The sequence below is a fragment of the Sulfurimonas sp. genome (assembly GCF_034005705.1).
Lineage (GTDB): Bacteria > Campylobacterota > Campylobacteria > Campylobacterales > Sulfurimonadaceae > Sulfurimonas.
The window spans coordinates 44,341-68,363 of sequence record NZ_JAVEUF010000001.1 but is presented as its reverse complement, the minus strand read 5'-3'; the positions used below and the strand labels follow the sequence as shown (position 1 = coordinate 68,363).

Below are 24,023 nucleotides of genomic sequence, written 5' to 3'. Positions count from 1 at the left end.
AAAAATGATATTGTTAGATATTTATGAATTAAAGGTTGTTTTCGTGTGGTTTTTAAAAAAATTTGGCACATCGTTAAATGATTATAAAATACTTGAAGATGAGATAGTCCTGCTTAACAATACTAACAACGAATATAAAAATAGAATCTTACAACTTGAAGAAGAGTTATCTAAAATAAAATCAGCGCCCAAAGATAACATTGCCGATGTATTGATGAAATCACAAAATGAACATCTAAGGGCAAATATTATCGATATTCAAAGCAATATGGCTGAATCTGTAAATGCCTCCAAAAACAGTTTAAGCAAAACAGATGAGCTTGTAAACAGCATAGAGAGGATTGGACATCACATCTCTGATACAGTTACCAACCTTGATGATCTGAATGAACTTTCAGCGAGTTCCATGTCTACCGTTAGCGGCCTGGCAGAAAGAACCAATGATATAGTCAGTATCTTATCGCTTATCAAAGATATAAGCGATCAAACGAATTTGCTGGCTCTTAACGCGGCAATTGAAGCGGCAAGAGCAGGCGAACACGGACGAGGTTTTGCGGTTGTTGCAGACGAGGTGAGAAAACTTGCAGACAGAACGGACAAAGCAGTAAGTGAGATAAATATTTCTCTTCAGTCTATGAAGCAGGATGTTGAGAGCATCTCAAATGAATCCAAAAAGATACAAGACGGCATATCAGATTCAAATAACCTAATAATCAAACTAAACGACTGTCTTGTACGTGACTCTGCGGAGATGAAAGAGTCTTTTCTCAGCATGGGCTTTACGGCGGATAGGGTTTTTATGTCTCTGGCAAAACTTGACCATATACTCTGGAAAGTAAACACATACTATTCCGTTGCAACAAAGCAAGAACAGTTCAAATTTGTTGACCATCATAACTGCCGTTTAGGCAAATGGTACTATGAAGGCGAAGGCAAAGCAAACTTTGCCGATACTTCAAATTACAGCAAACTAGAAGTTCCACACAGTATCGTACATGAGAGTACCCGTAAGATCTTTGACTTGATGAGCAAAAGCAATATTGATATAAAAATATTACAAAGTGCTTTTGACGAGATGGAAAAAAGCAGTGATGATGTATTTTCCACATTGGATAAGATACTTCATGATAAAGATTAAGGGCACCTCTAAAAACTCTTTGCTGATTTTTGAAGAGCAAATTTTTAAACTAGTTTGAGGAAGATTTTGAAGCTCCTAGCCGTAGCTAAGAGTAAGAAATCTGACGATAAAATAGTTAAAAAGTTGCCTTCCCTTCGGGCTTTATAGATTTTGTGCCTATCTTCGTTGCCTCTCATCGCCGTAGCTTTAGCTATGACTCTTCGTGTCGCCTCGATATACACAAAATCTCTTAAAGCAAAAATTGTAAGGGTTTTTAGAAGTGCCCTTAATATAAAACTAACTTTATAAATTATCAGCACAAAAATATACTATATTGCAATAAATTTATATTGCTTATAATATTTCAAAAATATTATAAGGAGCAATGTGTGAAAATTTTTATATTTTTCATGCTTATAATTACAACAATGAATGCATCTGATTTTAAACCATGGACAAAAAAGATAGAACAGCTTAGCGAGGAAGAGAAGAACGTGCTTCTTCATAAAGGTACAGAGAGACCTTTTGTGGGTAAATACACAAATGAAAAATCAAGAGGTATCTATACCTGCAAGATCTGCGATGCACCGCTTTTTGATTCGAGCGCAAAGTTTGACTCAGGCACCGGATGGCCGAGTTTTGATGATGCCATTGAGGGCGCCATCAAGAGAATTCCTGATGCGGACGGCAGAAGAGTTGAGATAGTCTGTGCCAACTGCGGAGCTCATCTGGGTCATGTTTTTGAAGGAGAAGGGTTTACGGCAAAAAATACAAGACACTGCGTCAACTCTATCTCTCTCAACCTTGTAAAAAAGCCTGACATTAAAGATAAAAACCTCTCTTACGCCTATTTTGCGGGCGGCTGTTTTTGGGGAGTCGAGTACTATTTGCAAAAGCTTGATGGCGTAAAAGAGGTCATCTCAGGATTTATGGGCGGACATGTGAAAAACCCAAGCTATTACGAAGTGGTCCGTACAGATACGGGACATCTTGAGACCGTAGAGGTCGTTTATGACAGCAGCGTCATCCCATACGAAGAGATCGCCAAAACATTTTTTGAAATTCACGACCCTACGCAGACAAACGGACAGGGACCGGATATCGGAGAACAGTACCTCTCTGCAGTATTTGTAAACAACGAGGATGAGAGAAAAACAGTCGAGTCTCTTATTGAAAAACTTGAAGCAAACGGATACAGAGTCGCCACAAAAATAGTCGAAAAATCGGAGTTTTATGCGGCTGACGAATCTCATCAGGACTACTATGAGAAAAAAGGGAGCAAGCCCTACTGTCACGGCTATGTGAAGAGATTTTAGTATTTTAAAAGAGCATTGCTACTCTTTTACTACCTCTTTTATTATCTTGTCTTCGTCATACCCCTCTGCTCCGCGGGATTTGCTGAAATCCCGTGCAGACTTATCTAGAGATTCCAGCATTTCATCTTTATATTTTGTAGCGGTATTGCCTGTCTCATGTGAATATATAATATATATACCCACTGCCAATACAAGAAACATCAACTTAAAACTATTTCCTCGATACAAAGCAAAAGCCATGATAGCAATGACAATAAGGGATACTATATAGGGGATTCCATCCATCATTTATCCTTTTGGAGCATATGTTGAATAATTTTTGTGAAATAGTATAGCAGAATTACGATTATTTGAAAGGGAAACCCGGTACATGATATTCATGTGCCTGGTTTTTAAGATTACTTACGTGCGTGTCTTTTTCTTTCGTTTTCAGTCAAGAATTTTTTACGAATACGGATACTCTGAGGCGTTACTTCCAACAGCTCATCATCCTCTATCCACTCTAAAGCGCGCTCTAGCGACATATCGCGAGGCGGAATAAGTTTAATAGCTTCATCTGCACCGCTTGAGCGGACATTTGATTGTGCTTTTCCTTTAATAGGGTTTACTACAAGGTCGTTTGAACGAGAGTGCTCACCGATGATCATACCCTCGTATACTTTTGTTTGAGGCCCGATAAAAAGAACCCCGCGGTCTTGAATATTAAATAGTGAATATGCAAGAGTTTCACCGTTTTCCATAGAGATAAGCGCGCCGTAGCTTCTTGATTCAACACTTCCGCTAAATGGACGGAACTCTAAGAAAGAGTGGTTCATAACACCCTCTCCTTTTGTATCTGTCAGGAACTGTCCTCTAAAGCCGATAAGTGCGCGTGCAGGTATCTCAAACTCTATTCTTTGGAAACCCTGTCCCATAGGAACCATCGATTTCATCTCGGCTTTTCTTTTTCCAAGACGCTCGATAACAGTACCGCCGAACTCTTCAGGTACATCGATAACAAGGTGCTCGAACGGCTCACATTTTATACCTTCGATCTCTTTTACGATAACTTCAGGACGAGATACTCCAAACTCAAAATTTTCACGTCTCATATTTTCAGCAAGAACAGTGATCTGAAGCTCGCCGCGTCCTGAGACCTTAAATTTACCCTCGCCTACGACTTCAAGTTTCATAGCTACGTTTGTAGTCATCTCAGCCTCTAGTCTGTCTTTTAGCTTGTTTGAAGTTACGTGCTTGCCCTCTTGTCCTGCAAGCGGAGAGTCGTTTACAGAGAATACAACCGTCAAAGTTGGCTCTTCGATATGCATAGGGTCAAGAGGCATCGGGTTTGCCGGATCACATACCGTATCGCCCACATCAACTGTCTCCAAGCCTGCAAATGCGACTATATCGCCCGCTTCAGCTTCTTGTATCTCCATACGGTTAAGTCCGTGAAAACCTATCAGCTTTGTAATACGACCCTTTACAAGTTCGCCGTCAGCTTTTGCAAGCATAACGTTGTCGCCTTTTCTGATAACACCGTTAAATATACGTGAAATACCTATTTTTCCTACATAGTTGTCATAGTCAAGCGTAAATACCTGTGCTTGAGTGTGATTTTCTCTGTCACCCTCAGGTTCAGGGATCTGCGATAAGATTGTCTCGAATATACACTCGAAATTTCCATCAGGATCAGCCATGTCAAGCTTTGCTATTCCGTCACGCGCAGCTGCATAGATAATAGGAAAATCAAGTTGATCTTCAGTTGCATCCATAGCAGCAAAAAGGTCGAACATCTCATCTACAACACGCTCAGGATCAGCAGAAGGCTTGTCTATCTTGTTAATAACGACGATCGGTTTTTTACCGAGTGCAAGCATCTTTTTAACAACGAATTTTGTCTGGGGCATAACACCCTCATACGCATCAACAAGTACCAAAACACCGTCGACCATCTTTAAAACACGCTCAACTTCTCCACCAAAATCGGCGTGGCCCGGAGTATCTATGATGTTAATCTTATAATCTTTATAGCGGATAGCCGTATTTTTTGAAAGAATAGTAATACCGCGTTCTCTCTCCAAATCATTGCTATCCATAACTCTCTCATCATGATGTTCATGAGCTCCATATGTTCCAGATTGCTCTAACAATCCGTCAACAAGTGTAGTTTTTCCATGGTCAACATGGGCGATTACTGCAATATTTCTAATCTTTTGCACAAGGCTTCCTTCTTTGGTTTCTTAAAAATATATGAAACCAAGGTAAAAATTTTCGCGATTATACCTAAAATAATGTTATATCTACGTAAAAGTAGTGTTATAATACATTCAAAAGCAAGAAGAGCTACTTATTTTAGGATATGTATGATTAAATACCCTGACATACTGGATACTATATTTGAGAAACTAAAATATCACGGTATAAGACCTATTATCGTCGGCGGATATATAAGGGACTATCTTGCCGATATTGAGTCAAAAGATATAGATATTGAGGTTTACGGTATATCATCGTTTGCAGAACTGCAAAATATACTAAAAGAGTTTGGCAGTGTGAATGTAGTCGGAAAGAGTTTCGGCGTATGTAAACTCTACTTTGAAGAGTATGATCTTGATTTCTCATTTCCAAGAAGTGACAGCAAAATAGAATCCGGGCATCGAGGATTTGAAGTAACTATAGATACCACACTTGATTTTAAAACTGCAACGTCAAGAAGAGATTTTACGATGAACTCTGTAGGCTATGATATTGTAGAGAGAAAGATATTAGATCCCTTTGGCGGTCTTGATGATTTTAAGAACAAAACACTTAAAGCCGTAAATCTGGAGAGTTTTGGAGAGGACCCTCTTAGAGTTTTAAGAGCTGTTCAATTTGCTACAAGATTTGAGCTCAAAATTGAAGATGATCTCTTTTCTATATGTAAAGATATGGTTAAAAAGGGACTCTTAAAAGAGCTTCCAAAAGAGAGAATTTTTGAAGAGATAAAAAAACTTCTTCTTTACGCAAAAAAACCATCACGAGGATTTGAACTCTTAAGGGAGTTCGGAAGTGATCTATATACTCAAAATATCTCTGTGATAGATGAAATCGCAAAAGAGCGGACAGCTAACAAACAGACAAACATCGTTTTAATGTTAGCGGCTCTCTGTTATAACTTTTCTCAAAAAAATGCGCAGGATTTTATAGAAAAACTGACAGATGAGAGAGAGATTTTAAATAGATCTCTTCTGCTAATTGAAAAACATAATGAGATAGATAATATTTACGAAAAAGGTTTAAATGATTACCGATTGTACAAACTTGCCGCTGAAGTAAATATTGAGGAGCTTATAATTTTGAGTCGTTCTATCTACTTTGCAAAGAGCAGTTCTAAAATTTACAAGGCGGGCGAAGAGGTAAAAAAGAGAGCCGAAGAGTTGGATATACTCGACAAAAAACTTCCCGCACTTCTGGCAGGAAAAGATATTTTAGAGTTTGGGCTAGCCCCTTCACCTCTGTTTTCAGAGATTTTAAACAGCGCCTACGAAGCTCAGATGCATGGCGAGTTTAAGAGCCATAAAGAGGCTCTTGATTGGCTAAAAAACTACCTAAAGTCTTGAACTGTCGATCTCTATAACAGTGTGAACATTACCTCTTGGATTATAATCAGCCACTATTTTCATATATTTTGGTTTCAGTTTTCTCTCTAAGACACTATATATCTCGTTTGCACCGTTTTCGTGAGAGATGTGTCTGTCTCTAAATGAGTTTATATAGAGTTTTATAGCTTTTAGCTCAACAACCCACTCATCTGGTGTGTATTCCAAATATATTGTCGCATAGTCCGGATATCCGCTTCTTGGACACAAACAAGAGAACTCCGGAAGCGTCATCTTTATTAGATAGTCTCTTTTATGCTCATTGGGCCATATCTCCAGATCTTTTTCTACATCAAACTCATTTACTATTTTTTCACCGTACTTCATCTTAACTCCTGTTATTTTAATCTTTATCTAAAGGCGCTATATATCTGCCCTGCATATAATCAATCTTCAACTCTTTTGCCAGATCCAAGCTGCTCTGGCTCTCTATCATCTTTACCCATGTCTTAACACCCTTTTCATGTGCCATAACATTAAAACCGCTTATAATATTTTTATACTCTTTCTCTTCGCTCTCTTTCGTATAGTATGGATCTATTCTTACAATATCAATATCCAGATCACGAAGATATAAAAAACTTGTATGAAGAGAGCCGAGCCTGTCTATGGCAATAAGAACCCCTAAACTTCTTAGCTGCTGCAAGATAGCATTGAACTTCTCTATCCTCGGATAGTACTCGCTCTCCTCAAATATCAATATAATCCTACTCTTGGCACACTCGTTTTTTTCAAAAATATCTTTTATTTTTGTCAGAACCGTATAGTTTCTAAGAGAAGTAGGAGAGATATGAATAGCAAACCTGCCGTTGTCTGATCTTCTGCACATCTTAAGTATTTTTTCCAAAACTATCAGATCATAATCGCCCATCAATCTAAGTTTATCTAATATCTTCATATAATTTTTCTGATGTATTATGCTTTCATCTTCTCTTTTTAATTTGACAAAACACTCTTTAAAGAGTTCACTCTCATTTTCAAAGACGCTCTGTGTGTATATGGATATATCTTCTCTTTTTATTGCATTTATAACATCATATTCAAGTTCATTCGGATTTATATCATCACTACCCTCAGCCGCTGATCTGTAACTTCTGTTTTTACTCTGCAGTTCAAATAAATTCTCAATAAGATAGTCAATGTCCCTTGAAAATTTTGTATCATTTATAACCCCTGATATCTGTACTTCAATATCATCTATCTTAAAATCTTCACTCTTTAGGCACATCAGCTCCACTATCGTTTTATATCTGCTTTTATCTCCGATAAGCCCGATAATAAAATCACCGCCCTTTATACGTCCTATCGGAAAGCTGTATATATCTTTTGATTTTAAATACGCTGCTATCCACTCAAGCGTTTTAAAAAGGACTTTATCACCGTTTTTGATGCCGTAACGGCTGTTTATCTCATAAAGATTATCAACGCTCAAAAGTATAAGCGTATACTCTTTAGAGTCTTGAATCTCTCTTTTTAAATACTCATACATATACTCTCTTGTAAAAGCTTTTGAGACACTCTCTGTTATTTTTGTGTCAAAACCTTTATATATAAGGTAAAAAATGAAATAGATGCTAAATACTAAGATCAGAATCGATTCAATGTAAAACGAAGTACTGACAGTATCTTTACTTGTTATAAAAGTGTGAAGAACTAAAGCGATGATCAGAGCAAAAATAGGAAGTACCATTCTAAGCGCTAACTTAAAACGGTACTCTCTCTCTTTTATCTCCGGAAGCAGCATATTGTATTAAATATTAAACATCTAGATGTTTAACGTCTTTTGCATGTGTTTGAATATAGTTACGGCGAGGCTCTACTTCATCACCCATAAATAGAGTAAAGGTATCGCTTGCAAGTTCTGCATCTTCGATAGTTACCTGAAGCAAGATTCTGTTTTCAGGAGTCATGGTCGTCTCCCAAAGCTGATCAGGATTCATCTCTCCCAGACCTTTATAGCGCTGGATATATGCGCCTTTTTTAGCATAGTCGATAATATTGTTTAAGACTTTTAAGACATCTTCTTTAAAATCCAAGTTCCAATCTTTTATCTTTTCATAGATATAACTAGCTTCGCTAAAGTGAGGAGCTCCAAAGAGTTCATCATTTATAAGCAGCTCTTCCATTCCGCCTTTTGTCTGTACAAAAATATGTATAGAATCATCGTTGATAGTTTTAGTAAGAATGTTATTTCCATTGTTTGTTAAAAACTCTTCAACTTTTTGATACATACTTTTGATATCAAGACCTATTATGTCAGGATTTTCAATGAAATGGCGTATAAGATCTACTAGTGCATATCTTCTCTCTAGAGCTTCAAGCGATCCTCTGTAGTGGTCAACCATTCTAAAGTATGATACCAAATCATTGTGCCCCACACTTTCCATCTCAAGAGACTCTACGCCGTTGTCTATTAGAAAGTCATTCATCTGACGATCATCTTTAAAGTAGATCTCTTTTTTACCTTTTTTATAACGGTAAAGAGGCGGTTGAGCCAAATATAGATACCCGTTTTCTATCACGGCACGGAAATGACGGAAGAAAAATGTAAGAAGAAGTGTCTGAATATGTGAACCGTCCACGTCGGCATCGGTCATGATGATGATTTTGTGATAACGAAGTTTTTCCTCATTATATTCATCACCTATGCCGCAGCCCATTGCAGTTATCATATTTGTGATCTCTTCAGACTTTAAAATCTTGTCAAGTCTTGCTTTCTCGACATTTAAGATCTTACCTTTAAGAGGCAGGATCGCTTGAAAAACTCTGTCACGTCCCATCTTAGCAGAGCCTCCCGCAGAATCACCTTCCACAAGATAAAGTTCGCAGATAGAAGCGTCTTTGCTTTGACAGTCAGCAAGTTTTCCAGGAAGTGTTCCTACACTCATAGAGTCTTTTCTACGTGTAAGTTCTCTTGCTTTTTTAGCAGCTTCGCGACCGCGTGCCGCCATCAATGATTTAGCTACGATAGCTTTCGCTTCGATCGGGTTCTCTTCGAAATATTTGCTAAGAAGCTCGTAACTCTGTTTTTGAACTAACGGTCTTACATAAGTATTTCCAAGCTTACCTTTTGTCTGACCCTCAAACTGAGGCTCAGGAACACGAGCTGAGACTATTGCAATAAGTCCTTCGCCCGTATCTTCACCGCTTATTTTTATATCTTTCTCTTTAGCGGCTCCATTTTGTGAATTGTAGTTTGATATTGCACGTGTCAGAGCTGCACGAAATCCTGCTTCATGGGTTCCACCGTTTGGAGTGCGGATATTATTTACAAAAGAGTAGACCTTCTCATCATAAGAGTCATTGTACATAAGTGCTATATCAAACTCTATGTCCTCTATTTTTGAGCTGAATTCAAAAACTTTTGCAACTTCCTGTTTTTTATTTAGGTCCGTAACGTATTGAGCGATACCGCCTTCAAAGTGGTATGACTCAGATGTATTTGTTCTCTCATCTGTGAAATTTATAGTTATAAATGGATTTAGATATGCCAGTTCTTTGAATCTTCTTGATAAATATTCAAATTCGAATGTAACAGTTTCTGTAAAAATACCAGGATCCGGAGCAAATTCTATAGTCGTTCCTGTCTTACGTGTTTTACCTGTAACGATCAGAGCCTCTTGAGGTATACCTTTTTTAAAATCCTGTTCATGTATCTCTCCATTTCTTTGAATGGTCATTTTTAGCTCTGAAGATAGAGCATTTACTACGGATACACCTACACCGTGAAGACCGCCAGAGACTTTATAGGTATCTTTGTCAAATTTACCGCCGGCATGAAGAACTGTCAGTACGACCGTAGCTGCGCTCATTCCTTCGGTAGGGTGCATATCTGTAGGGATACCTCGTCCGTTGTCGGATACTATACAGGTCCCTTTTTTTGTTAGAGTGACATTTATGGTATCACAATGTCCTGCCATCGCCTCATCTATAGAGTTGTCAATAACTTCATAAACTAAATGATGCAAACCTCTGTGACCCGTATCACCGATATACATACCAGGTCGTTTACGAACTGCTTCTAATCCTTTTAGGACTTTAATATTACTAGCGCCGTAATTTTCCATTTAAAACTCCATTATAACTTTGTCACATAATTGGAGATATTTTATCTAATTTATTCTAAAAGAAAGTTTTATACTCTGATAAAGGGGGTTTGATAAGTTTAAAGCTGCGGTTTGGTATCTCCTTTAATGATAAAAGGAGATAAATTGTTTAAATGACTATCGGCATAACTACAGTTTTAAAATTGCCTTCGCTTAACACAAAAGGGAGGTTGCTCTCATTTAAGCCGATATTGAACTCGGAGCTGTTTATACTGTTTAAAAAGTCTAAAAGATGTCTGCTGTTGATAGCAATTACAAACGGTGATGAGAAACCTGTCTCAAAATTTATCTCTGTTTTTGCTTCTATGTTGTCATCACTTAGAGATTCGAATGTTATGGTGTTGTTTAGAAAAGTTATCTTAACATCCGAAGAGATAGTAGTTATCTGTTTTATAGACTCTATCATGATAGCTTTTGGAAGAGTTAACGTTTTTGATATCTCTTTTGGGATAATTCTTGAGTATTCAGGGAATTTTCCGTTTATCAGTTTTGTAAAAAACGTATACTGCTCAGAGTGTATGATAAGACTCGTATCGTCGTAGTAGAGCTCTATATTATCAAAAAATAGTTTTTGTATCTCTATTATCGCTTTTTTAGGGATTATTATAGAGAGCTCATTGCTGTTTTGATTTTCAATATTTACAACTGCCAATCTTCTAGTATCAGTAGATGCAAAGTTTATCCCGTTCTCTTTTATATCTATAAGTGCACCGTTTAGTTCAAACTTTGGACTGTTATTGTCGATCGATGGAGTTATCTTTTTAAGAGAATCAATAAGCGAATGAGAATTTATTAAGATACGAGGTTTTCCTTCATAAGTTGGAAAAGATGGAAATTCACTATGCGAGAAGGTAGGAAGTTTAAAATTAGAGTGAGATTGTGAAATATAAAGAGTGTCATTTTTAACTTCGAGATTAATATCTCCGTCTTTTAAGATTCTGACAATATCTAAAAGTTTCTTACCGTTTGCGGTAACCGTTCCGTTACCAATAATATTTACTTTGTCTGTAGATACAAAAAGACCTATTTCGTAATCTGTAGCTTTAACATTTAGTTTTGAGTTTGAAACATCTATTAATATGTGAGATGTAATCTGTGAAGCATCTTTTTTCTCTAGAAACGGTTGAACATGAACCAAGATATTTTCAATGATAGATTTTTGTACTGTTATCTTCATTTGAATCCCTATTTATTTATATAAAATTATAGTATTAGTAGTAGGAGATAGTGATAATGTGAATATTATCAAATCACTCCTATTTTAAGAGCTTTTTAGATGTGATGAACCTGTAACGGATCTTTCACATCTATTCACTTAAGTAATTATATCTTTTTTTTTATATTTTTTAAGAGGATGAGGTTATTTTATTGGTCAACTCTTCTATTTTGACCTTGAAGTCTTCGTCGTTTTGAATAAGTTCGTTTATTTTTTTCAACGTATGGCTGATCGCCGTATGATCTTTCATTCCAAAGTATTGAGCAAGCTGCGGCATTGTATTTTGAGTCAGATCACGGCAGAGATATATTGCAATTCTTCTGGCATATACAAGATTTTTGCTTCTTCCTTTTGAGCGTATTTCACTCGGTTTTATATTGAGGTCTTTAGCGACGCTTTGTGTAATAATATCAAGTGTAAGATTTGCACGATTCTCTTGGAGCTGGTCTTTTAGTACGTTTTTTGTAAAAGGCAGATCTATATCTACATGCATGAGCTGTGAATAAGCGTGCAGTTTTGATAAGATACCCTCTATTTCGCGAACATTGCTCTCTATAACGGTCGCTATGTAGTTTATAATATCTTTAGAGAGAACAACTTTGTTGATCTTACATTTATTCTCTATGATTGCTATTTTAGTCTCAAGTTCCGGAGGTTGAATATCTGCAACAAGACCGTGTTCAAATCTGCTTTGAAGCCTCTTTTCAAGACCCGCTATTTTTTTAGGGTGCTTATCTGCTGTTAGGATGATCTGTTTTCCGACTCCTTTTAGCGCTTCAAAGGTGTGAAAAAACTCCTCTTGAATTCCCTCTTTATTGCTTAAAAATTGTATATCGTCAATTAGAAGAACATCACATTTGCGGTATTTCTCCTGAAATCTCTCCATGGTCTTGTTTCTCACATGACGTATAAAATCATTTAAAAACTGCTCAACGGTAGTATAGATAACTATTTTTCCCTGATTTTGAAAAACATTTCCCGCTGCTTGCATAAGATGGGTCTTGCCTAAGCCGACTCCTCCGTGAATGAAAAGAGGATTGTAAAGAACACCTGCTTTTTCGCTTACGCTCTTTACCGCCGCGTAGGCAAATTGGTTAGAGCCTCCGACCATAAAATTCTCAAAAGTGTGTGAAGGATTTAAAAGAGAGTGTTGATGTTTCTGCTCTTTTTTCTGTTCACTCTTTTTAGATTCTACCTGGTTTTTAAGTAAAATTTTGACATTTACTTTAGAGGAGTCATGTACTTCAAAAAGATGTCTTATTTTTGCGCTGTATTTGTTTTTTATCCAGTTTAGTACCAGAGAGTTCGGAGCATAGAACAGAGCAGTATCGCTTGTAGACTTTTTTACGTCGTATATAAGATGCTTTATATATCTGTTATATTCAATTTCCGGTATCTCATCTTTTAGCAGAAGTAAAATCTTTTGGCCTATATTCACAACTCATCCTCTGGTCTCTATTATATTTGTGAATAATAGCGATAATTGCCATAAATAGAGTTAAAATTATGTGAATAACAAATTTGTGAATATGTGAATAGATTAAAATAGTTGCTATATAATACGAAAATATGACGCTAATAGGATAGAGATGATCATTTTAGGAATAGATCCGGGAACGAGAAATATGGGCTATGCTCTTATCTCTTTGGAGAAGGGAAAAATCGCACTTATTGAAGCTGGACTTATAAAGATAAAAGCCGAAGAGCTGCAGTTTCAGATACCGCAGATGGTCGAGGCATTTGAGAGTATATTTAAAAACCATAAGATAGATGAAGTCGCTCTTGAAGATATCTTTTATGCACATAATCCAAAAACAACTATAAAGCTTGCACAGTTTCGCGGAGCTATTATGCTTATGCTTTTACAACAGTTCGGGCAGTTCAGTGAATATACCGCGCTTCAGGTCAAAAAAGCGCTTACAGGCAACGGAAAAGCTACAAAAGAGCAGGTAGCATTTATGGCGAAGAGACTTTTAAACATAAAAAAAGAGATAAAGCCGCTTGATATAACGGACGCCATCGCCGTTGCTATAACACACTCTCAAAGAGTAAGACTCAAACTGCAATAATATCCTCTCTTGTTATAAATCAAAGAGTAAAAATTTTAAAACTGTATAATTTTTTTAAAAAATCAAGGAAAATTATGAATCCCTATGCAAATCTGCCCGAAGGTCACCCGGTAAGAGTTTATCTAGAAGAAAATATGCTGATCAGGGGGCTTATATCAAGCATTAGCAGTATTGATATAGTAGAAAATTTTGAAGAGTTTGAAGATAAGTTTAAAAAACTCTGTCTTGTCGAGAAACATTTTGCAAGAAAAGAGAACCAGCTTTTTCCATATCTGGAGAAGTACGGCTGGACGAGCCCGTCGCAAAATATGTGGGCTTTTCATGATGATATCAGAGCAGAGATAAAGAGTGCAAGAGCTTTATTAGAAGAGAAAAATATGCCTTCTCTTATGCAGCAGTTGCAGAGAGTTTTCGGTTCACTAGAGCATATTATGCAGGTTGAGGAGGGAAGGCTCCTTCCAAACGCTCTAAGTATGCTTGACGAGGATGACTGGAAGGAGATGCGCTCAGGAGATGAGGAGATAGGCTGGATGTTCGATACGCCGCCTGCCGCTTATCCTCCACATATAGAGGGTGAATATATACACCCATCTCAAGACAAGCAGAAGAGAAAACTTCCTTTCTCGCTTGAAGGAAGAATCAAACTGGATGAGGGTTATATGCTGCCGGAGCAGATCAACTGGCTTTTGAAGTTTATGCCTGTCGATATCACATATGTGGATGAGAATGACATCGTTATATTCTATAACCGCGGAGATGAGAGAGTATTTCCAAGAAGTGCGGGAATTATCGGCCGTGAGGTAAAGTTTTGTCACCCTCCCAAGTCCGTAGATCAGGTTTTAATGATCTTACGCGAATTTAAAGCCGGCCGCAGGGATGAGGCTGAATTTTGGATAACCTTTAAAGGCAAATTTATTCACATCCGTTATTTTGCCATCAGAGATGATGAGGGCAACTACAAAGGTGTCATAGAGGTTTCACAAGATGTGACACATATAAGACAGCTTGAGGGTCAGCAGAGATTACTCGATTGGGAATAATTTAGTTACAATGGCGGTATTATAAAATTTAGGAGATCTGATTAATGTCATATTTAAATAATGCAAATATAAAAAAAGAGGCGAACATTTACCATGACGGAAAAGTTACAAGCAGAACCGTCGAGTTTGCAGACGGCAGTGTAAAATCGCTTGGAATTATGTTGCCCGGTGAATACACTTTTGGAACAAAAGAGGCTGAGATAATGGAGATGATGAGCGGAGAGTTGGATGTAAGACTTCCAGGTGAAGATTGGAAAACACTCAGTACCCCGGAGAGTTTTAACGTACCTGCAAATTCATCGTTCGATCTGAGAGTCAAAACGGTCACAGACTACTGCTGTTCGTATATCAAATAGTTTTAAACTCCGGATCAATACTCCGGAGTTCTCTCTTTTGGACCTCTGTATAACTGTCTAGGTCTAGCGATTTTTATACTTTTCTGGTGGTTTAACTCACTCCACTGCGCTATCCATCCCGGTGTTCTTCCTATAACAAAAATAACGGCAAACATCTCTTTTGGAATTTTAAGAGCTTGAAGTATTAGACCCGAGTAAAAATCGATATTCGGATAAAGATTACGGCTGACAAAATATTCATCGTTTAGAGCGATCTGCTCTATTTTATTTGCCACTTCAACAAGCTCGCTGCTAATGCCAAGCTCGCTCATAAGTTCGTTGCGGATATTTTTTAAAATTGTAGCACGAGGGTCAAAGTTCTTATAGACACGATGTCCAAATCCCATAAGTCTAAAAGGGTCATCTTTATCTTTTGCTTTGGCTATGAACTCATCTACCCTATCAACGCTTCCTATCATCTCCAGCTGACGTATAACACTCTCATTTGCTCCGCCGTGGCTTCTTCCCCATAATGCACCTATTCCAGCGCTTATAGCGGCATAAGGGTGCGCATTTGTCGAAGCAAGATTTCTGACCGCGGTAGTCGAGGCGTTTTGCTCATGGTCTGCATGGAGAGTAAATATGGTATCAAGCGCTTTTATCTCTATAGGTTTTAATTCGATGTAGTTATGAGGATAGGAGCGCATCATATAGAGAAAATTCTCTGTAAAACCTTTGTTTATATCCGGATATATTATAGGCAACCCGTTTGAATACCTGTATGAAAAAGCGGCAAGCGTGGGAATCTTTGCGACAATTCTGTTTGCCATTTCGCTGTACTCTTTCTCATCTTTGATATTTAAATGGTCAAAGTAAAAAGTAGAGAGCGCAGAAACACCGGCAGAGAGAATTGCCATAGGGTGCGCACTGTCGGGAAAAGAGTCAAAGAGCTTCTTTACTCCCTCATGCACGAATGAGCGTTTTTTCATCTCCAGGGCAAAATCATCCAGCTCGCTTTGGCTTGGAAGGTCGCCGTTTATAAGAAGATAAGCGGTATCTAAAAAGCTTTTTTGAGTTGCAAGATAAGCTATATCGTAACCTCTGTACATAAGTTTTCCGGCTTCTCCGTCTATATATGTTATGTCTGACTTACAAGATGCCGTAGAGGTGTAACCCTCGTCATAAGTAAACATGTTAGTCTCTTTATATAGCGTTGATATGTCTATAACCGAAGGTCCTACGGTTGCGTCGAGTATGGGAAACTCATAACTCTTGCCGTCACGGTTGTTTGTTAGTGTTACTGTATCTTTCATAACTATACCCCTTTAGTTTTGATGATAATTATACTATAGAAATTGCGCTACCATTTTGTTTAGTGCCGCCTCATCTAAAGCGCCTGAGACTCTGTGAACCTCTTTTGCGTCTTTAAAGATGATGATCGTCGGAATGCTTCTTATGCCGAACCTTGCACCGAGATTCTGCTCATTTTCGGTATTTACCTTTGCATATAGCGCTTTGAGCGGAAAATTTGTTGCACTTTTGGCAAAACTAGGAGCCATCATTTTGCACGGGCCGCACCAAGGCGCCCAAAAATCAACTACAACGGGAATATCACTGTTTACTACTACCTCGTCAAAGTCGGCGTTTGTGAGCTCTATCGGTTTTGTATCAAGAAGCGAACTCTTACATTTTCCGCAATTGGCTTTTTTGTAAGAGTCCCTCTGGGGAACATTGTTAACGCTTTTGCAAACAGGACATACTACTCTCATTTTAACTCCTTATAAGACAGTGGCGAAGATGCCGCCTCTTCTATATATGAAAAATCTTTTTTTGCTCTGTGTTGCCGTAGCAGCTTTAAAATCTTCCAAATTTGTTATCTCTCTATTTTCTATCTGTATTATTATGTCGCCCTTTCTGATGCCGGAATCAAATGCTTCGCTGCTCTGCTCAACATCCTCAACAATTATACCTTCGATAGTTAGGCTTTGTTGCTGTTTGTAAGCAGGTGTGATTTCAGAGAGCTTCATTCCCTTGTACTCAAACTCACCGGCAACTATTTTGCCCTCTAACGTAGCAAGAGTTACATTTACGACATCTATCCTCTTCTCTCTTAAGAATTTTATATTTACTACTCTGTTTGGAGCGTAAGAGCCTATGGTATTTTTAAGTTCGCTTGCACTCTCTATCTTTTTACCGTTTACCGAGATGATAAGATCGCCTCTTTTAAGTCCGGCTTTTGCCGCAGGAGAGTTATCCTCCACACCCGTTATAAGTGCACCGTAATTATCATCATAAAAGCTGCTCATATCTTCGCTGACGTCTGCTATGGTAACTCCAAGATATGCACGTGTAAATTTACCGCTCTCTATCAAACTCGTTGCTATAGATGTTACCATATTTGAAGGTATCGCAAAACCGATGCCGACATTTCCGCCGGATTTTGAGATAATAGCCGAGTTTATTCCTATGAGATGTCCTGCAGAGTTGATAAGTGCTCCGCCCGAATTGCCGGGATTGATCGAAGCGTCCGTCTGGATAAAATCCTCATACTCAACTATTCCCACACCGCTTCTGCCTGTTGCCGAGACTATTCCTTGAGTAATTGTCTCACCCACTCCAAACGGATTTCCAAGAGCAAAGACGATATCGCCGACCCTTACTTTGTCCGAGTCGTAAAAAGTTACGGCATTTAGCTTCTCTGCTTCGATCTTAATGACTGCCAGATCGCTCTTCTCATCTTTGCCTATGAGTTTTGCCTCATACTCTTTTTTATCTCCCGCCAGATTTACTATGATCTCATCTGCGCCGTCAATGACATGGTTATTTGTAACTATATACCCATCTTTTGAGACAATTACGCCTGAGCCCAGCGACTTTTGGAACCTCTCTTGTGGGATATCTCCGTAGCCTTTGAAGAACTCTCTAAAAAACGGGTCGTTAAAGAAGGGGTTTGCGCTGTATAGATTTCCTTTTATCTCCTTTTTTATAGAGATGTTTACAATGCTCGTTCTAACGTTTTCGAGGATGTTGTTATAGGATAGTATCTGGTTTTGTGTTGTTGGAAACTCTCTATCAATATTTTTTGGTGCATATTTAAACTCTACGCTATCTTTTGCATATACAACTGTTAGCGCCAGAGCAAACAGGAAAAGTAGTTTTTTCATTCTGAAGTCCTTTTAGTTTTTTGTATTTGACAAAATTTTATAACTAAATGGTTTACGAACTGCTAACGGAGGAGTAATGAAAAGTTAATGCTAAAAAGCGCCTTGCGAATATTTGAGCGAGCCTGCTTTTATGTAGCAGAGGGAGTCCGTTATGTTAGAGAGAGCGTCGTAGCTGCCTACGCCAAAGGCAAAGAGGTCACCTTTTGATATCAACGTTACCCCATCGCTCATATCCAGATGTGGAAGTTTTGAGCTCTGCGGCAGGTTTGCATCGCTAACACCGTCAAACTCAAGATCAACCGTTATCCAGTCAAACCCTCTGGCACTGTCTTGAGCTGCTAAAGTAATTTTAACGGTGCTAGGAGAGACGATCTCTATAGACCTGAACTCGGAGTCAACAAAATGTCCGAATCTATCTAAAAAGGGGTCTATCTCTTTTTTTAGCAACGGTCTCATCTTATTGACAACCTACGCACTCCATACTTCTGTCCTCAACGTCGCTTGCCATCTCTGGAGATTGTGAACGAAGATAGTATGTAGATTTAAGTCCCAGTTTCCAAGCAAGCATATATATCTCGTTTAGATACTTTCCGCTTGCCTTATCAAGCGTTATAAAGATATTAAGACTTTGACCCTGGTCCAGCCACTTCTGGCGAATAGCAGCCGCTTTAATAAGAACGGTCTGGTTTAGATCATAAGCAGGAGTGTAGTATGCCCAGGTATCAGGGGAGAGTTCAGGAACGACAACAGGAATAAGTCCGGAGAGGTTCTCTTCATACCACTTTCTTTTAAATACAGGCTCTATCGCCTGCGTAGTACCTGTCAGTATCGAGATAGAACTTGTAGGTGCGACCGCCATTAGATAGCCGTTTCTCATTCCCTGCTTCTTGACCTTGGCACGAAGCTCTTCCCACTCATAAGCCGATGCAAAAAGCCCGCCGCGGTCAACAAGCTTTTTGACCTCTGCATTTGCGTGGTCCATCGGCATAATGCCTTTGCTCCATTTTGAGCCCTCATACTCAGGGTATGAGCCTTTTTCAAGAGCTATATCGCTAGATGCTGAGATAGCATTAAAGCTGACGGACTCCAAGAGCTCGTCTATCTTGTCAAAGTGCTCCTGACTTCCCCAAGAGATACCTTTTTGTGCAAGCATCTGTGCCTCACCCATAACACCAAGACCGATCGCGCGAGTCTTCATATTAGTGCGTTTTACTTTCTCTAGCGGATAGAAGTTAAGGTCTATGACATTATCAAGTGCGCGAATCGCGATTGGAACGATCCTGTCGATGTCCTCTTTTGTATTTATTCTTGAGAGATTTACAGAAGCCAGATTACAGACCGCAGTGTCCCCGTCGATCTTCTCTTTCTCTACTATGTATATCTGACGTCCACCTATAGCATCAAGCGCAGTTACCTTTTTGGCAGGCTTCTGTAGACCGCTGTCTACTTTGATGATCTCTTCCTCTTCATAACTAACGCTCTCACCGTCTTCAAAAATGAATTTTATCTTGTAGTGGTTAGGGTTTGTGTTTTGAAATATCTCCGTACAGAGGTTGGAACTTCTGATAACTCCCGTATGGCTGTTAGGGTTTGCACGGTTTGCGTTATCTTTAAAACATAAGAACGGGCTACCGCTCTCAAAGTATGATGTCAGTATTTTTTTCCAAAGCTGTTTAGCTTTTACTTTCTCTTTTATTATGCTCTCATCGTTCTCAAACTCTTCATACTTTTTGTTAAACTCTTCGCCGTAAAGAAGCGTTAGCTCTTTACAGTCGTAAGGGTCAAAAAGAGTCCAGATGCCGTCTTCTTGAACTCTTTGCATAAAGAGGTCGTTTATCCAGAGCGCAGGGAAGAGGTCATGGGCACGGCGGCGCTCCTCACCGGAGTTCTTCTTAAGGTCCAAAAAGTCGTTAACATCTATATGCCAAGGCTCCATATAGACAGCGATAGCACCTTTTCTTGTACCGAGTTGATCAACTGCAACGGCGATGTCGTTGGTGATCTTTAGAAACGGTATGGTTCCTCCCGCAGCATTTTTATGCCCGTCTATGTATGAGCCCATAGAGCGGACGTTCGTCCAATCCCAGCCTATCCCTCCGCCGAACTTCGATAGAAGTGCCATCTCTTTATACGAGTCAAATATCCCCTCGATATTGTCCGGAGTAGAACCGATGTAGCATGAGCTAAGCTGATGTCTTGGTGTTCTTGCATTGCTTAGTGTCGGAGTTGCAAGCATAACCTCAAATTTCGAGATCATGTCATAAAACTTTACAGCCCACTCCTCTTTGTTCTCTTCTCTTTGAGCCAAGAACATAGCTATCGCCATAAACATATGTTGAGGAAGTTCGATCGGGTTGGAGTTTCTGTCTTTTATGAGGTATCTGTCATAGAGTGTCTTGACACCGAGATAGTTGAACTGCATATCGCGCTCAGGTTCTATATGCTTCTCTAGCTCATCGAGGTTGTACATCTCTTTTAGGCCAAGAAGGATCTTTCCCTCTTTTTCACATCTCTCGAAGTACTCTTTTAGAGATGAGTAGCCTGTGTATCCGTTTACCTGATGGTAGAGGTTGAACAGAAATAGTCTTGAAGCAACGAATGTCCAGTTTGGAGCATCTATGTCTATCTTATCGACCGCTGTCTTAATAAGTGTTTGTTGTATCTCTTTTGATGTTATGCCGTCGCGGAACTGTATCTGCGCATCAACTTCAAGTTCACTCTGAGAAACATTATCCAGATCTTTTACCGCTGCGGATGTATACTTCTGTATCTTTGTAATATCCAGCGGTTCTGTTCTGCCGTTTCTTTTTATAATTGTTATCATATTAACTTCCTAGGTCATACAAACGGTGTTGCATTTGTAATTTTGATCTTTTCATACTTTCGTTATGCTAAATGAATATTAGCAGAATTTTGTCATTTATTTTCTGAAAACTCTATCAAATATTTTATCTACATTTTTAGTGTAGTATTCATAGTTGAAACATTCACGAATGGCCTCTTCGCTTAGACTCTCTCTTAGCTCCTCGTCCGCCAAAAGATGGTTAAGATAGAGCGACTCCCCTTTTTCGTTAGTGGTAGGTTTGCCCTGCTGTATCTCCTCCCATACCTTCATCGCATTTCTCTGTACGATCCTGTATGCGTCTTCACGGCTTATCTCTTTTAAAGGAAGTTCCAAAAGAACTCTTTGAGAGAATACAAGTCCGCCTGTAAGATTTAGGTTCTTCATCATATTTTCAGGATAGACCGTCAGGTTTGCTATAACGTTATTCATACGGTGAAGCATAAAGTCGCTTGTTATAAATGAGTCGGGAAGCCAGAATCTCTCAGTTGATGAGTGCGAGATATCTCTCTCGTGCCAGAGTGCTACATTTTCCATTGCAGGTGTAGCATAGGCTCTGATCATTCTAGCAAGACCCGTTATGTTTTCCGTTAGTATCGGATTACGTTTGTGCGGCATTGCCGATGAGCCTTTTTGACCCTTTGCAAAATACTCTTCACACTCGTAAACTTCTGTTCTTTGCCAGTGACGGACTTGAACCGCAAACTTCTCAATCGAACTTGCCATGAGTGCTAACGCGGTAGCAAGTCTTGCATATCTGTCTCTCTGTATTACTTGGTTAGATGCAGGTGCTGGTTTTAATCCAAGCTCTTCACATGTATACTCTTCAAGCTCTAATGGAGCGTGAGCAAAGTTACCCATTGCTCCGCTAACCTGTCCAACGCTTATAACATCAAGTGTTTGTTCAAGATTCTCCAAATGCCTTGCCATCTCATCGTACCAAACAGCTAACACAAGACCGAATGTTATAGGCTCTCCGTGAATACCGTGGCTTCTTCCTACCATAAGAGTCATCTTATGTTCCATAGCTCTTTTTTTGATAGACTCCATCAGCATCTTTACATCTTCTATGATCAACTCCAAAGAGCTTTTCATCTGAAGTGCCACTGCTGTATCAACAGTGTCTGAGCTTGTCATGCCGTAGTGAAACCATCTGCTCTCTTCACCCAGTGTTTCAGATACGCTTGTCGTAAAAGCTATAAGGTCATGACGGGTTACAGCCTCTATCTCATCTATTCTTTTAATATCGAATCCTGCGTTGTCAATAATTTTTTTGGCATCTTCATCGGGAATAAGTCCCAATCTGTTCCATGCCTTGACAACAGCTTTTTCTACATCGAGCCAAGCTTGATATTTTGCCTGCATTGTCCATTTGGAGCTCATCTCTTCTCTTGCGTATCTTTCGATCATATATATCGCCTTTGTGTTATGTTGTTTGTGCTAGAATTCGCACAGTAAAAAGTACTTTATTTTACATAATCTAGACTTACAAAGGATTAAAATTTGCCGTTTGTCATAAAAAAAATGTTCGTTAAGCAAAAGCAGAGAGCCTTTGTTTTTCTTATAAGAGAACTTGGTTATACACAAAAAGAGGCACAGCGTTTTATAGCCAAAGGACGCCTGCTGATAAACGGCGAAATAATGGATGTCTCATCCAGGGAGATCGAGGGTGAAATAGAGTTTATAACTTTTGAACCTCTCTCAAAAGGTTTAAAAGCGCATGCTGAGTATGATAACTTTGTAGTCTTTGATAAACCAAGCGGAATGCTCATTCATCCTCAAAACAGATATACACCCTACTCTCTCATAGACGAGCTAAAAGCTCAATACGGCAGAGAGGCAAATATTGCCCATAGGATAGATCAGGAGACTAGCGGATTGGTTCTTTGTGCCAGAGACAAAAAGAGCGAGATCGATCTGAAGATGATGTTTCAAGATAGAGAGATGAAAAAGAAGTATCTGGCAATGGTTCACGGAGAGTTAAAAGAGGAACTAACTATTGATGCTCCTCTGCTTAGATATGATGATGAAAAGAGCGCACTTGTAAGAATGGTAGTAAAAGTAGACGAGAGCGGTAAAAAGTCACTGACATATGTAAAGCCTCTGAAATATTTTCCCGAGCATAACACTACGCTTGTAGAGTGTTCTCCGCATACAGGAAGACAACATCAGATCAGAGTGCATTTGTTTCATGTGAAACATCCTATAGTCGGTGATCCAGTTTATGGGCAGAGTGAAGAGTATGTTGTCAAGTATTTGGATAGAGAGCTAGATAGAGAGACTAGAGTTAAAATAAGCGGTGCCAAAAGATTGCTTCTTCACGCAAATGAGTTAGAGTTTGAGTTTAGCGGTAAGAAATACAATATAAAAAGCAGCGTCGATTTTGAAAAAGCATGTTTAGAGAATATGAGGATAAATTAGAGTCTTTTCAAGATAATCTGAGTGGTCGATCTTAGTATGTGAATAACTTTTTATATGTTTCGAAGACATTTTAAATAATTATATAACAACTCCTGTCATAATTATTATAAATCCCTAAAATAGGGAGTTTTAAGCGTGCTAGAAAAATTATACTTCAGCGATTTTTTATATAAATTAATTCTTAAAGATGAAGAAAATTTTAAAATTTACCATCTCTTAGCACTAGCTATATTCACACATTAGAACAATGTGTGAATAGTACACATTTGTACGAAATTTATAATAATTTTTTATGTTAAAATTTTTTTTAAGAATGTAATTGAATTTTTTATGAGTTATTTATATATGTAGGGTATCATTATGCTTATAAACGACCTCCCTGGTGTGTTGGTCGTTTTGTTATTACTTAGATTTTAAAATCTTCAATTAGACAGAGTTATATCTTTTGATGATCTTTTTAACACGGTTCTTTAGTTTTCTAAGAGCTTCTGTACTTGTCTCTCCATCTGCCGTCAGATTTTCAAAACTTCCGTCAAATTGTGCTTTTGCTATCCAGCCTATTTTTTTATGAAATTTAACACCGACAAAAACTATCCCGCCAAAGTGATCTTCACAAAGCTGATAAATTCTCTTTATTCTGTCTGCATTGGTTTTTTTATAAGCCATTACGCTCTCCTTTAGTAGATAATAGTTGAAATGATAACATTTTTAGTCATCCTTTGTCGCGGCTCTAATAAAGCCGATAACTCCTACTGCAAAAACAGCTACCAAAAACAG

The 24,023-nt window shown here is 38.5% G+C and carries 21 protein-coding genes; 7 read left to right on the top strand and 14 right to left on the bottom strand.

The window, feature by feature from the left end; translation table 11 throughout:
* The first annotated feature begins 43 nt into the window (after nucleotides 1-43).
* Nucleotides 44-1,138, top strand: a complete 1,095-nt coding sequence (locus RBR61_RS00320) for a methyl-accepting chemotaxis protein (RefSeq protein WP_320341524.1) — start codon at nucleotides 44-46, stop codon at nucleotides 1,136-1,138.
* Between the two features lie 443 nt (nucleotides 1,139-1,581).
* A complete protein-coding gene (locus RBR61_RS00315) occupies nucleotides 1,582-2,433 on the top strand; it encodes a bifunctional methionine sulfoxide reductase B/A protein (protein WP_320341719.1) in 852 nt (283 codons plus the stop codon).
* A gap of 18 nt (nucleotides 2,434-2,451) precedes the next feature.
* On the opposite strand, the gene RBR61_RS00310 is transcribed toward RBR61_RS00315, so the two are convergent.
* Entirely contained in the window at nucleotides 2,452-2,721 is a 270-nt protein-coding gene (locus RBR61_RS00310) for a hypothetical protein (protein ID WP_320341523.1), read from the bottom strand.
* A gap of 110 nt (nucleotides 2,722-2,831) precedes the next feature.
* Nucleotides 2,832-4,634 (bottom strand): translational GTPase TypA, encoded by a 1,803-nt coding sequence (gene typA / locus RBR61_RS00305; RefSeq protein ID WP_320341522.1) that lies wholly within the window; start codon nucleotides 4,632-4,634, stop codon nucleotides 2,832-2,834.
* A gap of 144 nt (nucleotides 4,635-4,778) precedes the next feature.
* On the opposite strand from typA, the gene RBR61_RS00300 reads away from it, so the two are divergent.
* Nucleotides 4,779-6,014 (top strand): CCA tRNA nucleotidyltransferase, encoded by a 1,236-nt coding sequence (locus RBR61_RS00300; RefSeq protein ID WP_320341521.1) that lies wholly within the window; start codon nucleotides 4,779-4,781, stop codon nucleotides 6,012-6,014.
* On the opposite strand, the gene queF is transcribed toward RBR61_RS00300, so the two are convergent.
* The 5 genes from queF to dnaA all read right to left on the bottom strand — a co-directional run bounded on the left by queF (nucleotide 6,003) and on the right by dnaA (nucleotide 12,813).
* Nucleotides 6,003-6,380, bottom strand: a complete 378-nt coding sequence (gene queF / locus RBR61_RS00295; RefSeq protein ID WP_320341520.1) for a preQ(1) synthase — start codon at nucleotides 6,378-6,380, stop codon at nucleotides 6,003-6,005. The two genes, RBR61_RS00300 and queF, sit on opposite strands and share 12 nt — an antisense overlap.
* A 16-nt stretch (nucleotides 6,381-6,396) precedes the next feature.
* Nucleotides 6,397-7,797, bottom strand: a complete 1,401-nt coding sequence (locus RBR61_RS00290; protein WP_320341519.1) for a GGDEF domain-containing protein — start codon at nucleotides 7,795-7,797, stop codon at nucleotides 6,397-6,399.
* Nucleotides 7,798-7,810: 13 nt separating this feature from the next.
* Nucleotides 7,811-10,120: a DNA topoisomerase (ATP-hydrolyzing) subunit B gene (gyrB, locus tag RBR61_RS00285; protein ID WP_320341518.1), complete on the bottom strand. Its 2,310-nt coding sequence runs from the start codon at nucleotides 10,118-10,120 to the stop codon at nucleotides 7,811-7,813.
* Between the two features lie 148 nt (nucleotides 10,121-10,268).
* A complete protein-coding gene (dnaN, locus tag RBR61_RS00280) occupies nucleotides 10,269-11,336 on the bottom strand; it encodes a DNA polymerase III subunit beta (protein ID WP_320341517.1) in 1,068 nt (355 codons plus the stop codon).
* A 169-nt stretch (nucleotides 11,337-11,505) separates the two neighbouring features.
* A complete protein-coding gene (gene dnaA / locus RBR61_RS00275; RefSeq protein WP_320341516.1) occupies nucleotides 11,506-12,813 on the bottom strand; it encodes a chromosomal replication initiator protein DnaA in 1,308 nt (435 codons plus the stop codon).
* Between the two features lie 151 nt (nucleotides 12,814-12,964).
* Between dnaA and ruvC the strand changes: the two genes are divergently transcribed.
* The 3 genes from ruvC to RBR61_RS00260 all read left to right on the top strand — a co-directional run bounded on the left by ruvC (nucleotide 12,965) and on the right by RBR61_RS00260 (nucleotide 14,840).
* Nucleotides 12,965-13,444 carry a crossover junction endodeoxyribonuclease RuvC gene (ruvC, locus tag RBR61_RS00270; protein WP_320341515.1) on the top strand — a complete coding sequence of 160 codons (480 nt, stop codon included), beginning with the start codon at nucleotides 12,965-12,967 and terminating at the stop codon, nucleotides 13,442-13,444.
* Nucleotides 13,445-13,518: 74 nt separating this feature from the next.
* Complete coding sequence (locus RBR61_RS00265; protein WP_320341514.1) at nucleotides 13,519-14,484, top strand: PAS domain-containing protein; 966 nt, start codon at nucleotides 13,519-13,521, stop codon at nucleotides 14,482-14,484.
* A gap of 44 nt (nucleotides 14,485-14,528) precedes the next feature.
* Nucleotides 14,529-14,840 (top strand): pyrimidine/purine nucleoside phosphorylase, encoded by a 312-nt coding sequence (locus RBR61_RS00260; RefSeq protein ID WP_320341513.1) that lies wholly within the window; start codon nucleotides 14,529-14,531, stop codon nucleotides 14,838-14,840.
* A gap of 14 nt (nucleotides 14,841-14,854) precedes the next feature.
* Here the strand turns inward: RBR61_RS00260 and RBR61_RS00255 are convergent, their stop codons facing one another.
* The 6 genes from RBR61_RS00255 to purB form a co-directional block, all read right to left on the bottom strand.
* Nucleotides 14,855-16,132, bottom strand: a complete 1,278-nt coding sequence (locus tag RBR61_RS00255) for a citrate synthase (protein ID WP_320341512.1) — start codon at nucleotides 16,130-16,132, stop codon at nucleotides 14,855-14,857.
* A 33-nt stretch (nucleotides 16,133-16,165) separates the two neighbouring features.
* Entirely contained in the window at nucleotides 16,166-16,588 is a 423-nt protein-coding gene (gene trxC / locus RBR61_RS00250) for a thioredoxin TrxC (protein WP_320341511.1), read from the bottom strand.
* 9 nt (nucleotides 16,589-16,597) lie between these two features.
* Nucleotides 16,598-17,983 (bottom strand): Do family serine endopeptidase, encoded by a 1,386-nt coding sequence (locus tag RBR61_RS00245; protein WP_320341510.1) that lies wholly within the window; start codon nucleotides 17,981-17,983, stop codon nucleotides 16,598-16,600.
* 90 nt (nucleotides 17,984-18,073) lie between these two features.
* Entirely contained in the window at nucleotides 18,074-18,439 is a 366-nt protein-coding gene (locus RBR61_RS00240) for a hypothetical protein (RefSeq protein ID WP_320341509.1), read from the bottom strand.
* 1 nt (nucleotide 18,440) lies between these two features.
* Nucleotides 18,441-20,807 (bottom strand): ribonucleoside-diphosphate reductase subunit alpha, encoded by a 2,367-nt coding sequence (locus RBR61_RS00235; RefSeq protein WP_320341508.1) that lies wholly within the window; start codon nucleotides 20,805-20,807, stop codon nucleotides 18,441-18,443.
* 96 nt (nucleotides 20,808-20,903) lie between these two features.
* On the bottom strand, nucleotides 20,904-22,235 hold the full coding sequence (gene purB / locus RBR61_RS00230; RefSeq protein ID WP_320341507.1) for an adenylosuccinate lyase: 1,332 nt from the start codon (nucleotides 22,233-22,235) through the stop codon (nucleotides 20,904-20,906).
* A gap of 93 nt (nucleotides 22,236-22,328) precedes the next feature.
* On the opposite strand from purB, the gene RBR61_RS00225 reads away from it, so the two are divergent.
* On the top strand, nucleotides 22,329-23,246 hold the full coding sequence (locus tag RBR61_RS00225) for an RluA family pseudouridine synthase (RefSeq protein ID WP_320341506.1): 918 nt from the start codon (nucleotides 22,329-22,331) through the stop codon (nucleotides 23,244-23,246).
* 426 nt (nucleotides 23,247-23,672) lie between these two features.
* On the opposite strand, the gene RBR61_RS00220 is transcribed toward RBR61_RS00225, so the two are convergent.
* A complete protein-coding gene (locus RBR61_RS00220; RefSeq protein ID WP_320341505.1) occupies nucleotides 23,673-23,912 on the bottom strand; it encodes a hypothetical protein in 240 nt (79 codons plus the stop codon).
* Nucleotides 23,913-24,023: the final 111 nt, after the last annotated feature.

Excerpts from the sequence above, each read along its gene's own strand:
- queF (WP_320341520.1), bottom strand. The coding sequence starts at position 6,380 with ATGAAGTACGGTGAAAAAATAGTAAATGAGTTTGATGTAGAAAAAGAT.
- RBR61_RS00260 (WP_320341513.1), top strand. The coding sequence starts at position 14,529 with ATGTCATATTTAAATAATGCAAATATAAAAAAAGAGGCGAACATTTAC.
- RBR61_RS00265 (WP_320341514.1), top strand. The coding sequence starts at position 13,519 with ATGAATCCCTATGCAAATCTGCCCGAAGGTCACCCGGTAAGAGTTTAT.
- RBR61_RS00245 (WP_320341510.1), bottom strand. The coding sequence starts at position 17,983 with ATGAAAAAACTACTTTTCCTGTTTGCTCTGGCGCTAACAGTTGTATAT.
- RBR61_RS00310 (WP_320341523.1), bottom strand. The coding sequence starts at position 2,721 with ATGATGGATGGAATCCCCTATATAGTATCCCTTATTGTCATTGCTATC.
- RBR61_RS00240 (WP_320341509.1), bottom strand. The coding sequence starts at position 18,439 with ATGAGACCGTTGCTAAAAAAAGAGATAGACCCCTTTTTAGATAGATTC.
- RBR61_RS00235 (WP_320341508.1), bottom strand. The coding sequence starts at position 20,807 with ATGATAACAATTATAAAAAGAAACGGCAGAACAGAACCGCTGGATATT.
- ruvC (WP_320341515.1), top strand. The coding sequence starts at position 12,965 with ATGATCATTTTAGGAATAGATCCGGGAACGAGAAATATGGGCTATGCT.
- RBR61_RS00290 (WP_320341519.1), bottom strand. The coding sequence starts at position 7,797 with ATGCTGCTTCCGGAGATAAAAGAGAGAGAGTACCGTTTTAAGTTAGCG.
- trxC (WP_320341511.1), bottom strand. The coding sequence starts at position 16,588 with ATGAGAGTAGTATGTCCTGTTTGCAAAAGCGTTAACAATGTTCCCCAG.
- RBR61_RS00220 (WP_320341505.1), bottom strand. The coding sequence starts at position 23,912 with ATGGCTTATAAAAAAACCAATGCAGACAGAATAAAGAGAATTTATCAG.
- RBR61_RS00255 (WP_320341512.1), bottom strand. The coding sequence starts at position 16,132 with ATGAAAGATACAGTAACACTAACAAACAACCGTGACGGCAAGAGTTAT.
- RBR61_RS00300 (WP_320341521.1), top strand. The coding sequence starts at position 4,779 with ATGATTAAATACCCTGACATACTGGATACTATATTTGAGAAACTAAAA.
- dnaN (WP_320341517.1), bottom strand. The coding sequence starts at position 11,336 with ATGAAGATAACAGTACAAAAATCTATCATTGAAAATATCTTGGTTCAT.
- gyrB (WP_320341518.1), bottom strand. The coding sequence starts at position 10,120 with ATGGAAAATTACGGCGCTAGTAATATTAAAGTCCTAAAAGGATTAGAA.
- purB (WP_320341507.1), bottom strand. The coding sequence starts at position 22,235 with ATGATCGAAAGATACGCAAGAGAAGAGATGAGCTCCAAATGGACAATG.